Genomic DNA, 11,691 nt, shown 5'->3' on the forward strand with positions numbered 1-11,691 from the left:
CCGAGTTTAGCCTTTCAGGCATGGCCGCAGTGGCCGTGCCGTTTTGGCCAGCGGTTTTTTTCAGATTGCATCCATGGCCTCCGCACTGACCGACAAACTTTCGCGCCTCGTCAAGACCATCAGTGGACAGGCGCGCATCACCGAATCCAACGTCACCGACATGCTGCGCGAAGTGCGCATGGCCTTGCTCGAGGCCGATGTGGCGCTGCCCGTGGTGCGCGACTTCATCGCCCGCGTCAAGGACAAGGCGCTGGGGCAAGAGGTCATTGGCTCCCTCAAGCCCGGACAGGCCTTGGTCGGCATCGTCAACAAGGAACTCGCCGCCACCATGGGCGAGGGCGTGGCCGACATCAACCTGGCCGCGCAGCCGCCTGCCGTGATCCTGATGGCCGGTTTGCAAGGTGCCGGTAAAACCACCACCACCGCCAAGCTGGCCAAGCACCTGATTGAAAAGCGCAAGAAGAAGGTGCTGACCGTGTCGGGCGACGTCTACCGTCCCGCCGCCATCGAGCAGCTCAAGACTGTGACCGCGCAGGCCGGGGCCGAATGGTTTCCCAGCACACCCGACCAGAAGCCGATCGACATCGCCCGCGCCGCCATCGATTACGCCCGCAAACACTACTTTGACGTGCTGCTGGTCGATACTGCCGGTCGCCTGGCCATCGACGAAGCCCTGATGGCCGAGATCAAGGGCCTGCATGCGGAACTCAAACCGGTGGAGACCCTGTTCGTGGTCGATGCCATGCAGGGCCAGGACGCGGCCAACACCGCCCGTGCTTTTGGCGAGGCGCTGCCACTCACGGGCATCGTGCTGACCAAGCTGGACGGCGACTCGCGTGGCGGTGCGGCGCTGTCGGTGCGCCAGATCACCGGGGCGCCGATCAAGTTTGCGGGCACCAGCGAAAAGATCGACGGCCTGGAAGTGTTCGATGCCGAGCGCCATGCGGGGCGCATCCTGGGCATGGGCGACATCGTGGCCCTGGTTGAGCAGGTGGCCGCCGGGGTGGACATGGAGGCCGCGCAAAAGCTGGCTGCCAAGGTCAAGGGCGGCGGCGGGTTTGACCTGAATGACTTCCTGGCCCAGATCCAGCAGATGAAGCAGATGGGCGGGCTCTCCAGCCTGATGGAGAAGCTGCCCTCGCAGCTGACGGCCAAGGCGGCCGACATGGACATGGGCAAGGTTGAGAAGGACATTGCCCGCAAGCAAGGCATCATCCACAGCATGACGCTCAAGGAGCGCAGCAAACCTGAAATCATCAAGGCCACGCGCAAGCGCCGCATCGCCGCGGGTGCCGGCGTTCAGGTGCAGGACGTCAACCGCCTGCTCAAGGAGTTCGAGCAGATGCAGGACATGATGAAAAAAATGTCTGGCGGCGGCCTCATGAAGATGATGAAACGCATGGGGGCCATGAAGGGCATGATGGGCGGAGGCGGCTTCCCGGGTATGCCTCGCTGACGGTGGCCACTCACCTTGGGGGAATGGGCTTCATCCCCAGGACCTGTGGTTCACTTTGTGGATAAGTGGCGGAACAACTGCCGCAGGCCTTGTCTGGCAAGGCTTTCAGCGTGCCGCCTGTTTTTTGGGCAAGCCCGCGATGTGGGTCAGCAGGCCCTCGCAGGCGTCTTCCACCAAATCCAGCACTTGTTCAAAGCCCTGGGTGCCGCCGTAGTAGGGGTCGGGCACCACCGGGCTGTCGTGCTGCAGGCAGAACTCGGTCAGGCGTTTGAGTTTGTGGCGGTGCGGCGCCGGGCACATGGCTTCGGCCAGTGCCAGGTTGTCCCAGTCCATGACCAGCACCAGATCGGACACCTCGAAGTCTTCGGCGACCAGCTGTCGCGCGCGCAGCATGGAGAGGTCGTAGCCCCTTTGGCGCGCATGTTGCTGGCTGCGGCGGTCGGGCGCTTCACCCTCATGGTAGGCGTGGGTGCCTGCCGAGTCGACCTCGATCCAGTGCTGCCAGTGCCGGGCTGCCACCTTGTGGCGCATGACGCCATCGGCGGTGGGGCTGCGGCAGATGTTGCCCATGCAGACAAAGGTGAGGCGGTAGCGGTCGGTCATGGTCGGTGCTGGGGATGAGGAGGGCACAATCGTTGCATCCCATTGTCCTGCAGGAGTTGACGATGCATGAACTGTTCATTTACGGCACCCTGATGCCGGGCCTGCGGCTTCAGGCCGAAATGCAGGGTGCCGAGCGTCTGGGCACGGCGCGTGTGCCGGGGCGGCTGGTGGATGTGGGGCGTTATCCCGGCTTCCTGCACGGTGACGGGCAGGTGAGCGGCGAGGTGTACCGCGTGAGCGAAGCCCAGCTGGCCCACCTGGACGAGGTCGAAGAAATGGTCCCGGGCGACCGGGCCGCCTCGCAGTACTGGCGCGAGCGAGTGACCGTGCAGGAGGGCGTCCTGGCAGGCCAGCAGGTCTGGACCTATGTCTACAACCTGCCGGTCGATGGCCTCACGCCGATCGCGCACGGCGACTACCGCCGCTACATCCGCGAAGTCGGGCGCGAATCCTGAAAACCCCAGCAGATCAGTCCTTGATCAGCAGCTCGCCACGCAGTGAGTGCGACAGGCCCTGGGTGATGCGCACATCCACCATCTGACCGATCAGGCGGTCCATGTTCGGGCCGCCGGGGAAGTTGACCACCCGGTTGCACTCGGTGCGGCCCGCCAGCTCGGTGGTGTCCTTGCGTGAAGGGCGCTCCACCAAAATGCGCTGCACTGTGCCCACACGGCTCTCGCCAATGCGCTGCACGTTTTCTTCGATGGTCGCTTGCAGGTGGTGCAGGCGGCGCAGCTTGACCTCGTGCGGCGTGTCGTCGTGCAGGTTGGCCGCGGGCGTGCCGGGGCGGGGGCTGAAGATGAAGCTGAAACTCGTGTCAAAACCCACATCGGTGATCAGCTTCATCATCTTGTTGAAGTCGTCCTCGGTCTCACCGGGGAAACCCACGATGAAATCGCTGCTGAGCGACATGTCGGGGCGGATCGCCCGCAGCTTGCGGATCGTGCTCTTGTATTCCATGGCGGTGTAGCCGCGCTTCATGGCCATCAGGATGCGGTCCGAGCCATGCTGCACCGGCAGGTGCAGGTGGCTCACCAGCTTGGGCACTTTCTCGTAGGCGTCGATCAGTCGCTGGGTGAACTCGTTGGGGTGGCTGGTCACGTAGCGGATGCGCTCGATGCCCGGCATGTCGGCCACGTACTCGATCAGCATCGCAAAATCGGCCAGATCTGACGTGCCGCCCATCCTGCCCCGGTAGGCGTTCACGTTCTGGCCCAGCAGGGTGATTTCCTTCACGCCTTGTGCAGCCAGCCCGGCCACCTCGACCAGCACATCGTCAAACGGGCGTGAGACTTCTTCGCCTCGGGTATAGGGCACCACGCAGTAGCTGCAGTACTTGCTGCAGCCTTCCATGATCGACACAAAGGCCGTAGCACCGTCCACCTTGGCGGGCGGCAGGTGGTCGAACTTTTCGATCTCGGGGAAGCTGATGTCCACCTGCGGGCGCTGCTTGCGCTCGCGCTCGGCCAGCATCTCGGGCAGGCGGTGCAGGGTCTGCGGGCCGAACACCACGTCCACATAGGGCGCACGCTTGATGATCTCCGCGCCTTCCTGGCTGGCCACGCAGCCGCCCACGCCGATCAGGACGCCCTTGGCTTTCAGGTGCTGCACCCGGCCCAGATCGCTGAACACTTTTTCCTGCGCCTTCTCGCGCACCGAGCAGGTGTTGAAGAGGATCAGGTCGGCCTCGTCCATGTCCTGCGTGGGCTCGTAGCCCTGGGCCGCACCCAGCACATCGGCCATCTTGTCCGAGTCGTACTCGTTCATCTGGCAGCCAAAGGTTTTGATGAAGACTTTCTTGCTCATGCAGCCTCCGCGCAGGGGGAAGTCAGGCAAAGCCAAGCGGCCCGCAAGGGGCGTGGGGTGCAGCGGTTCATGGTGTAAATCCAGAGGCTGAAAAAGAACCGGACAGCGAGATGACGCTGTCCGCAAAGAGCACGATTATCCCTCGTCGCTGTCGCCCGGCACCGCGGCGGGGTTTTCGCGGGGCTTGAAAAACATCGGATAGGCACGGGCCACCGTCGGGCTGTCAAACGCCCAAGTGGTGCATTGCCCCAGAAACGGCGGCGGGGTGCTGATTTCCGGTTGCGGGCGACCTGCCAACTCGCGGCGGTGCCATTGACCCGCCGGCACCGCCTGGAAAGCCGCCGTGGCCATGTTGAACAGCAGCTCGCGCAGGTGGGTGCAGCCTTCGGTCCGGCCCATGTGCTCGTCGATGGTTTTGCGCCAGCCGCGCCCCAGTGTGGCGCCTTTGAGCTTGTGCATGTGCACCGGGCCATGCACGCATTCGGCGTGCGGGATCTGGTCCAGCGAGGTGGCCACGTCCTGGATCACCAGGCGGTTGTCGACCGTCAGGCGGATCTGCAGGTGGTGGATCCGCTCGTTGGCCGGGAAGGTGCTTTCGTTGGGCACACCAAAGGTGAACGGCTTGACGTCGGTCAGCTCGGCTTCGATGTCCCACAGACCGTCTTCGCGGTCGTAGCCCCGGTAGGTGGCGGTTCGCGTATGTGACAGTTTTCGGGGGGAGGATGGGGGAAGTGCCACTTGTTTTCTCTTCGGTTCGGTTTCCAATGGTGACATCATAAATTTGAGGAGCCCAGCCCCATGTCGCACACGATTGCCCCGGTGGTTCGCCGTCAGACCATTGCCGATGCCCTGCGCCGCACCGCGATCCGCCTGCCGGGCAAGACCGGGATCGTTTGCGGCGTCACCACCTGGACCTATGCCGAGTTCGATGCGCTGGTGACGCGCCTGGCCGCAGGCCTGGCCAGCATCGGCGTGGCCGAAGGCGACAAGGTGGCGGTGCTGGCCCGCAATTCGCACGGTTTTGCGGCGCTGCGCTTTGCGCTGGCCCGCCGGGGCGCTGTCATGGTGCCGATCAACTTCATGCTCAAGGCCGACGAGGTGGCCTACATCCTGCGCCATGCGGGTGCCAAAACCCTGGCCACCGACAGCGGCCTGGCCGAGTTGGCGCAGGCCGCTGCCAAGCTCGACACGAAAGTCGAACAATTCATCTGGCTGCCCTCCGAAGACCCCAGCCAGAGCGTGGCGGGCATGCACAGCTTCGACACACTGGCCGCCTGCCAGGATGCGTTGCCCGAGGTGCAGCTGGGCAGCAGCGATGTGGCGCAGATCGTCTACACCAGCGGCACCGAGTCCAGCCCCAAGGGCGCACAGCTCACGCACGATGCCGTCATGTGGCAGTACGTCAGCTGCGTGATCGACGCCGAGATCGCCGAGGCTGACGTGGCCCTGCACGCGCTGCCGCTGTACCACTGCGCCCAGCTCGATGTGTTTTTTGGTCCGGCCATTTACATGGGCAGCACCAACGTCATCACCTCCAAGCCCACGCCCGACAACCTGCTGCCGATGCTCGAAAAGTTCGGCATCACCAGCTTCTTTGCGCCGCCCACCGTGTGGATTGCGTTGCTGCGTTCGCCGTTGATGGATGCGGGCAAGCTCTCCAAATTGGCCAAGGGCTACTACGGCGCGTCGATCATGCCGGTCGAGGTGCTCAAAGAGCTGGCTTCGCGTCTGCCCAAAGTGCGGCTGTGGAACCTCTACGGCCAGACCGAAATCGCGCCGCTGGCCACCATGCTCGGCCCGGATGACCAATTGCGCAAACCGGGTTCGTGTGGCAAGGCCGTGCGCAACGTCGAAACCCGCGTGGTGAACGACGACATGCAGGATGTGGCCGTGGGCGAAGTGGGCGAGATCGTGCACCGCTCACCGCATTTGATGCTGGGCTACTTCCACGACGACGAGCGCACTCGGGCGTCGTTCGAGGGCGACTGGTTCCACAGCGGCGACCTCGGCATCATCGACGAAGAGGGCTACATCACGGTGGTGGACCGCAAGAAGGACATGATCAAGTCCGGTGGTGAAAACGTGGCCAGCCGCGAGGTCGAGGAAATGATTTACCGTCTGCCGCAAGTGAGCGAAGTGGCCGTGATCGGACTGCCCGATCCCAAATGGGTGGAGGCGGTGACCGCGGTGATCGTGGTCAAGGCCGGGCAGACGCTGGACGAAGCGGCCGTCATGCAGCACTGCGCGCAGCACATGGCGGGTTTCAAATGCCCCAAGCGTGTGATCTTCACCGACAGCCTGCCCAAGAACCCCAGCGGCAAGCTGCTCAAACGCGATCTGCGCCTGCGCCATGCGCAGTGATCCGGGCATGACGGCTTACCGTTTGCGTCCCTTGCAGGTGGGGGATGTGGGCTGGATCGCCCACCGCCAAGGGCTGCTGTATGCACAGGAATACGGCTGGGACATCACTTTTGAAGCCCTGGTCGCCGAGATCGCGTCGCAGTTTGTGCAAAACCGCGACCCGGTCAAGGAGAACGCCTGGATCGCCGAAATCGACGACCAGGTGGTGGGCTCGGTGTTTCTGGTCAAGGTGTCGGACGGCATCGCCAAGCTGCGCCTGCTGTACGTGGAGCCCCATGCCCGAGGGCTGGGCATTGGCCAGCGTCTGACGGCCGAATGCATCGCCTTTGCCAGAGCCCAGGGCTACAAGACCCTGACACTCTGGACCAACGACATCCTGCACGCCGCTAGGCGCATCTACCAGGCGGCTGGTTTTCGCCTGGTGGCCGAAGACAAACACCATTCGTTTGGCCATTACCTGGTCGGGCAGAACTGGGATCTGGATTTGCTGTGAACATTTTTTTGAACCAAAGAACCTGAGGAGACTTCAGATGGACCGTCGTCATTTTTTCCAAAGCTCAGCCCTTGTCACCACGGGTGCCGTGGTCGGCTGTGCCACGCCCGGCATCGCACAAAACAAACCCAAAACACCTTTCGAGGTGCCTGACACCTATGTGCCCATCGCAGGCAGCGATGAGATGTTTCCGGTGCGCCGCATCTATTGCATCGGTCGCAATTACGCCGCCCATGCCCGCGAGATGGGCTCGGACCCCACGCGTGAGCCGCCGTTCTTTTTCCAGAAACCGACCGACGCCATCCAGGTCGTGAAGCCCGGCGTGGTGGCCGATCACCCCTACCCGCCGCTGACCAAAAACTACCACTACGAAGTCGAGCTGGTGGCGGCCCTGAACAAGGGCGGTCGCAACATCCCCATCGACAAAGCGCTGGACCTCGTGTACGGCTACGCCTTGGGGCTGGACATGACGCGCCGCGACCTGCAGCGCGGCATGGGTGACCAGAAAAAGCCTTGGGAAATCGGCAAGAGCTTTGACATGTCCGCACCGATCGGGGCGATCCACAAAGTGGCACAGACCGGGCATTTCAAGGAGGGCAGCATCTGGCTCAAGGTCAATGGGCAGGTCAAGCAGAGTGCCAATCTGAGCCAGATGATCTGGTCGGTAGCCGAGCAGATATCCAAGCTGTCCGAAGCGTTTGAGCTGTTTCCGGGCGACATCATTTACTCCGGTACACCCGAAAACGTGGGCCCGGTGGTGCGTGGCGATGTGATGGAAATCCACATCGACGGCCTGCCCAACCTGAGCCTGAAGGTGGTGTGATGCCCTGGGTGTCTTTTGTGAAAACCGCGTTGCGTTGGGGGGCTCTTGGCACTGCGCTGGCGTTGTGCACTTTGGCCAGCGCCCAGTCCGCTGCGGCCTGGCCCAGCAAGAACATCCGCATCGTCGTGCCTTACGCCGCGGGCGGCCCGGCCGATTTGGTGGCGCGTGAGTTGGCGCAGGTGCTCACGGCCGACCTCAAACAGTCGGTGGTGGTCGAGAACATGGGCGGCGCGATGGGCGTGCCGGCGCTCGGGGCGGTGGCCCGTGCAGAACCCGATGGCCACACCTTGCTGATGGCGGCGGTGGGCAATGTGGTGCTGCAGCCCATGCTCAGCAAGCAAGGCGGCGCCGATCTGGTGGCCAAGTTGCGACCCGTGTCCACGGTCTCGACCGCGCCCCATGTGCTGGTGACTTCGGCCAAACTGCCGATCCGCAATGTTCAAGAACTGGTGGACTACGCCCGCGCCAACCCCGGCAAAGTCAGCTTTGCCTCGGCGGGCACGGGCGGTACGGCCCACTTGGCCATGGAAATGTTCAAGTCGCTGTCGAAAACCGACGTGCTGCATGTGCCCTACAAAGGCTCGTCTGCTTCGGTCAATGACTTGGTCTCGGGTCAGGTGACGGCGCTGTTCAGCAGCTACCCGTCCTTGCAGGGGCTGGTGGACAAGGGGCTGCTGCGCGTGCTGGCTGCGACGGCCCCCAGCCAGTCGCCCGCCACCAAATCGCTGCCCCTGATGTCGACCACCTTGCCTGGCTACGAGTACACCACCTGGTATGCCATGTACGCGCCACTGGCCACGCCCACGCCTTTGGTCCAGCGTATCCAGCAGGCGCTCACCCAGGCCTTGCGGCAGCCTGGGCTGGTGGCCAAGATCGAAGCGGCAGGCACAGAGCTGCATCCCGGTACCGCGCAGGAGGTGCAGGCTTGGACCCTGCGGGACACCGACAAATGGAGTCGTGTGATCCGGGAAGCCAGGATCGCCATCGATTGACAGCCTCCAGCTGCGGCAAAGCCCTGAGAAATCTGGGCTATAATGCTCGTCTTGTCGCAAGACAAAGGGTGGGTGGATCGTGAGGTTCGCCAACAGCCCACACCGGAGATATAGCTCAGTTGGTGAGAGCGCGGGATTCATAACCCCGAGGTCGGTGGTTCAACTCCACCTATCTCCACCAGATCCAGGCCCACAGTTTCACGACTGTGGGCCTTTTTTCGTGTTGGGCTTCAATTGATGAAGTTGACCAAACCTTAATTAATCGTAAGTTTTGATGTTTTTGCTGGTTATGTTTTGTCGGTGGTGCTAAATTGGAAAGACGCACCCCACAGCCAACACGAACCACCCATGAGCGACCGCAATGCCCCCCTGGTCAGCGCCGCAGAGCTTGAAGCGCTGATCGCCAAGCTGGGTGCGGATGCAGAGGCACCGATCGACACTTGGACCCCTCTGCGGTTCTGGTACTTGGGGCTGATTGTGGCCAGCTACGTTGTTGCCTTGTTGTTGGCCCCGCAAGTGCTGGCAAACCACCTGAGCACCGATCCGCAGGAGGTGATCCGCTTGGAGCGCTTCCTGTACTTTCGGGGCTGGTTTCTCTTCATCGTTCTTGGTCTGGGCCTGTACTCCTACCTGCGCGGCTGGTACACGGCCATCGTGTTCAGCGCCTTTCTGGTGCTGGGGGTGGTCAACCTGATGTTTGACCTCTTCACGGTCTACCCTGAAAAGCTCGCCAATCCCACACCCTTGTTCACGGTGCTGATGGTGCTGCGCCTGCTGGCGCTGTGGAGCGTCTACCTCACGGTCAGAAACGTCAGCCGTCTGCCCGACGTGAAAGACCGGGCCAACATCCTCTTGCCTTTCAGGCCCTCAGACCGACTTTGAAGCCTGCGCCGCCTGGGGTGTGCGCAACAAAAAAGCGCACCACCCTGCGTGAGAGCGGTGCGCTCGGGCCGTGAGGGCCTCAGGCCCTTCAGCTGTTGGTGAAGTTGGGCGCGCGCTTGTTCAGGAACGCGTCCATGCCTTCTTTCTGGTCGTGGGTGGCAAACAGGCCGTGGAACATGCGGCGCTCGAACATCACGCCGTCGGACAAGCCGCTTTCAAAAGCACGGTTCACGCTTTCCTTGGCCGCCATCACCGACAGCTGGCCGTAGCCGCAGATCATCAAGGCGGCGCCCAGCGCTTCGTCCATCAGTTTGTCCAGCGGCACCACGCGGCTGACCAGACCGCCGCGCTCGGCCTCGGCGGCGTCCATCATGCGGCCTGTGAGCACCAGGTCCATGGCCTTGGACTTGCCCATGGCGCGCGGCAGGCGCTGCGTGCCGCCCGCGCCGGGGATGATGCCGATCTTGATTTCAGGCTGGCCGAACTTGGCGTTGTCGGCGGCGATGATGAAGTCGCACATCATCGCCAGCTCGCAGCCGCCGCCCAGCGCAAAACCGGCCACGGCCGCGATCACGGGCTTGCGGATGCTGCGGATGGTTTCCCAGTTGCGGGTGATGAAGTCGTTCTTGTAGACCTCGTTGAAGTTGTACTTGGCCATGGCCGAAATGTCGGCGCCTGCGGCAAAGGCCTTTTCGCTGCCGGTGACGATGATGCAGCCGATGGCTTCGTCGGCATCGAAGGCCTTGAGCGCGGTGCCCAGTTCGTCCATCAGGGGGCCATTCAAGGCATTGAGGGCCTTGGGGCGGTTGAGGGTGATGATGCCGACCTTGCCGCCTTCGGTGCGGACTTCGATGTTTTCGTAGCTCAAGGGTTTCTCCAATGGGGTGTGGAACTCAAGAACCACTATAACCAAGACATCTGCCATGAGCCTGTCAAACCGGGCGCAGGGGCTCCTGGGACTAGGGGAAAACATTAACCAACCGATCGGTCGGTTAATGGTAAATTCGACGGCTAAGGAGAACTTCCATGACCGAATCCACTGTCCCTACCGTGCTGTACGAGGCGCGGGGTGCTGTTGCCGTGATCACTTTGAATCGCCCGGCGGCCCTGAACAGTTTCACCCGCCAAATGCACAATGACCTGTGGGCAGCCCTGGATCAGGCCGAGGCCGATCCTGCCATCCGTGCCGCCGTCATCACCGGTGCCGGGCGTGGATTTTGTGCTGGCGCTGATTTGTCGGACTTCGATTTCACACCCGGCCCCAACCGTGTTGAACGTGCCGATCCCGGCCCCATCATTGACCAGGCCTTCAACCCCAGCACACGCCGTCTGCAATCGCTGCGCATGCCCACCATTGCGGCGGTCAATGGCGTGGCGGCGGGCGCCGGTGCATCGTTGGTCATGGCATGTGACATGGCGATCGCTGCGCCCAGCGCCAGCTTCATCCAGGCTTTCAGCAAGATCGGCTTGATCCCCGATGCGGGCGGCAGCTGGCTGCTGGTCGAGCGCTTGGGCCTGGCCCGGGCCATGGCGCTGGCCATGACCGGAGACAAGTTGACGGCGGAAAAGGCCAAGGAGTGGGGCATGATCTGGGATGTGGCCGATGACGCCTTGGCAGCCGCGCTGGCGATGGCCGAGCGTCTGGCACACATGCCCACCAAGGCCTTGGTGGCCACGCGCGCTTTGCTGCAGTCGGCCACCACCCGCACCTTGTCTGAGCACCTCGATGCCGAGCGGGACACGCAATCCGCACTGGGCCGCACGCACGACTATTTCGAGGGTGTGCAGGCTTTTCTCGAAAAACGCCCCGCCCAATTCAAAGGCGAATGATGAGCACCACCGACCCCCAAGCCCTCGCCCGTCTGGTAGGCGAGACCATGTTCGCGGTGGACGTGGCATCCAAGGACACCATGGGCATGGAACTGCTGGCCTGCGAGCCAGGCCGTGCCGTGATGCGCATGGTGGTGAAACCATTGCACCTGAACGGTCACCAAATCTGCCACGGCGGCTTCATTTTCACGCTGGCCGATTCGACTTTTGCCTTCGCCTGCAACAGCTACAACAAGAACGCGGTGGCCGCCGGTTGCAGCATCGAGTTCCTCAAACCCGGCAAGCTGGGCGATGTGCTGACCTGTGAAGGTGTTGAGCAAACCCTGAGCGGACGCCATGGCATTTATGACATGAAGGTCACTGACCAAAACGGCGAAGTCATCGCCATGTTCCGTGGCAAGAGCGCGCAGATCCCCGGCACCGTGGTGCCTGAATAAAAGTCCGC

Annotated in this window: 13 protein-coding genes and 1 tRNA gene; 10 read left to right on the forward strand and 4 right to left on the reverse strand. The window is 62.8% G+C overall.

Annotated features, from left to right (window positions below; translation table 11 throughout):
- The first annotated feature begins 73 nt into the window (after positions 1-73).
- Complete coding sequence (gene ffh, locus IC609_RS12985; RefSeq protein ID WP_191819945.1) at positions 74-1,456, forward strand: signal recognition particle protein; 1,383 nt, start codon at positions 74-76, stop codon at positions 1,454-1,456.
- A 105-nt stretch (positions 1,457-1,561) separates the two neighbouring features.
- Here the strand turns inward: ffh and IC609_RS12990 are convergent, their stop codons facing one another.
- Positions 1,562-2,059 (reverse strand): low molecular weight protein-tyrosine-phosphatase, encoded by a 498-nt coding sequence (locus tag IC609_RS12990; protein WP_191819946.1) that lies wholly within the window; start codon positions 2,057-2,059, stop codon positions 1,562-1,564.
- Positions 2,060-2,121: 62 nt separating this feature from the next.
- Between IC609_RS12990 and IC609_RS12995 the strand changes: the two genes are divergently transcribed.
- Positions 2,122-2,514, forward strand: a complete 393-nt coding sequence (locus tag IC609_RS12995; RefSeq protein WP_191819947.1) for a gamma-glutamylcyclotransferase family protein — start codon at positions 2,122-2,124, stop codon at positions 2,512-2,514.
- Between the two features lie 13 nt (positions 2,515-2,527).
- Here the strand turns inward: IC609_RS12995 and miaB are convergent, their stop codons facing one another.
- Together miaB and IC609_RS13005 are read right to left on the reverse strand one after the other, a co-directional pair.
- The gene (gene miaB / locus IC609_RS13000; protein WP_191819948.1) at positions 2,528-3,865 is read right to left on the reverse strand and encodes a tRNA (N6-isopentenyl adenosine(37)-C2)-methylthiotransferase MiaB; all 1,338 of its coding nucleotides are present in this window, start codon (positions 3,863-3,865) and stop codon (positions 2,528-2,530) included.
- 135 nt (positions 3,866-4,000) lie between these two features.
- Positions 4,001-4,603 (reverse strand): DUF2889 domain-containing protein, encoded by a 603-nt coding sequence (locus tag IC609_RS13005; protein WP_333473702.1) that lies wholly within the window; start codon positions 4,601-4,603, stop codon positions 4,001-4,003.
- A gap of 60 nt (positions 4,604-4,663) precedes the next feature.
- Here IC609_RS13005 and IC609_RS13010 point away from each other — a divergent pair, with 60 nt between their 5' ends.
- From IC609_RS13010 to IC609_RS13035, 6 genes are all read left to right on the forward strand, one after another.
- Entirely contained in the window at positions 4,664-6,226 is a 1,563-nt protein-coding gene (locus IC609_RS13010; protein ID WP_225224186.1) for an acyl-CoA synthetase, read from the forward strand.
- On the forward strand, positions 6,216-6,719 hold the full coding sequence (locus tag IC609_RS13015) for a GNAT family N-acetyltransferase (RefSeq protein ID WP_225224187.1): 504 nt from the start codon (positions 6,216-6,218) through the stop codon (positions 6,717-6,719). The genes IC609_RS13010 and IC609_RS13015 overlap by 11 nt, the downstream gene beginning before the upstream one ends.
- Positions 6,720-6,756: 37 nt before the next feature.
- The gene (locus IC609_RS13020) at positions 6,757-7,542 is read left to right on the forward strand and encodes a fumarylacetoacetate hydrolase family protein (RefSeq protein ID WP_191819950.1); all 786 of its coding nucleotides are present in this window, start codon (positions 6,757-6,759) and stop codon (positions 7,540-7,542) included.
- Positions 7,542-8,534, forward strand: a complete 993-nt coding sequence (locus tag IC609_RS13025) for a Bug family tripartite tricarboxylate transporter substrate binding protein (protein ID WP_191819951.1) — start codon at positions 7,542-7,544, stop codon at positions 8,532-8,534. The genes IC609_RS13020 and IC609_RS13025 overlap by 1 nt, the downstream gene beginning before the upstream one ends.
- Positions 8,535-8,638: 104 nt before the next feature.
- Positions 8,639-8,715: transfer RNA gene (locus IC609_RS13030), tRNA-Met, on the forward strand.
- Between the two features lie 167 nt (positions 8,716-8,882).
- Entirely contained in the window at positions 8,883-9,416 is a 534-nt protein-coding gene (locus IC609_RS13035; protein WP_191819952.1) for a hypothetical protein, read from the forward strand.
- Positions 9,417-9,504: 88 nt separating this feature from the next.
- On the opposite strand, the gene IC609_RS13040 is transcribed toward IC609_RS13035, so the two are convergent.
- Entirely contained in the window at positions 9,505-10,284 is a 780-nt protein-coding gene (locus IC609_RS13040; RefSeq protein WP_191819953.1) for an enoyl-CoA hydratase, read from the reverse strand.
- 158 nt (positions 10,285-10,442) lie between these two features.
- Between IC609_RS13040 and IC609_RS13045 the strand changes: the two genes are divergently transcribed.
- Positions 10,443-11,246 carry an enoyl-CoA hydratase-related protein gene (locus tag IC609_RS13045; protein ID WP_191819954.1) on the forward strand — a complete coding sequence of 268 codons (804 nt, stop codon included), beginning with the start codon at positions 10,443-10,445 and terminating at the stop codon, positions 11,244-11,246.
- Entirely contained in the window at positions 11,246-11,683 is a 438-nt protein-coding gene (gene paaI / locus IC609_RS13050) for a hydroxyphenylacetyl-CoA thioesterase PaaI (RefSeq protein ID WP_408611047.1), read from the forward strand. Before IC609_RS13045 ends, paaI begins: the two co-directional genes overlap by 1 nt.
- Positions 11,684-11,691: the final 8 nt, after the last annotated feature.

The organism is Limnohabitans radicicola (assembly GCF_014837235.1).
Classification (GTDB): Bacteria; Pseudomonadota; Gammaproteobacteria; order Burkholderiales; family Burkholderiaceae_C; genus Limnohabitans_A; species Limnohabitans_A radicicola.

Bases quoted from the DNA above. Each gene is read 5' to 3' on its own strand.
- miaB (WP_191819948.1), bottom strand. From the start codon at position 3,865: ATGAGCAAGAAAGTCTTCATCAAAACCTTTGGCTGCCAGATGAACGAG.
- IC609_RS13020 (WP_191819950.1), top strand. From the start codon at position 6,757: ATGGACCGTCGTCATTTTTTCCAAAGCTCAGCCCTTGTCACCACGGGT.
- IC609_RS12990 (WP_191819946.1), bottom strand. From the start codon at position 2,059: ATGACCGACCGCTACCGCCTCACCTTTGTCTGCATGGGCAACATCTGC.
- IC609_RS13045 (WP_191819954.1), top strand. From the start codon at position 10,443: ATGACCGAATCCACTGTCCCTACCGTGCTGTACGAGGCGCGGGGTGCT.
- IC609_RS13015 (WP_225224187.1), top strand. From the start codon at position 6,216: ATGCGCAGTGATCCGGGCATGACGGCTTACCGTTTGCGTCCCTTGCAG.
- paaI (WP_408611047.1), top strand. From the start codon at position 11,246: ATGAGCACCACCGACCCCCAAGCCCTCGCCCGTCTGGTAGGCGAGACC.
- IC609_RS12995 (WP_191819947.1), top strand. From the start codon at position 2,122: ATGCATGAACTGTTCATTTACGGCACCCTGATGCCGGGCCTGCGGCTT.
- IC609_RS13025 (WP_191819951.1), top strand. From the start codon at position 7,542: ATGCCCTGGGTGTCTTTTGTGAAAACCGCGTTGCGTTGGGGGGCTCTT.
- ffh (WP_191819945.1), top strand. From the start codon at position 74: ATGGCCTCCGCACTGACCGACAAACTTTCGCGCCTCGTCAAGACCATC.
- IC609_RS13035 (WP_191819952.1), top strand. From the start codon at position 8,883: ATGAGCGACCGCAATGCCCCCCTGGTCAGCGCCGCAGAGCTTGAAGCG.
- IC609_RS13010 (WP_225224186.1), top strand. From the start codon at position 4,664: ATGTCGCACACGATTGCCCCGGTGGTTCGCCGTCAGACCATTGCCGAT.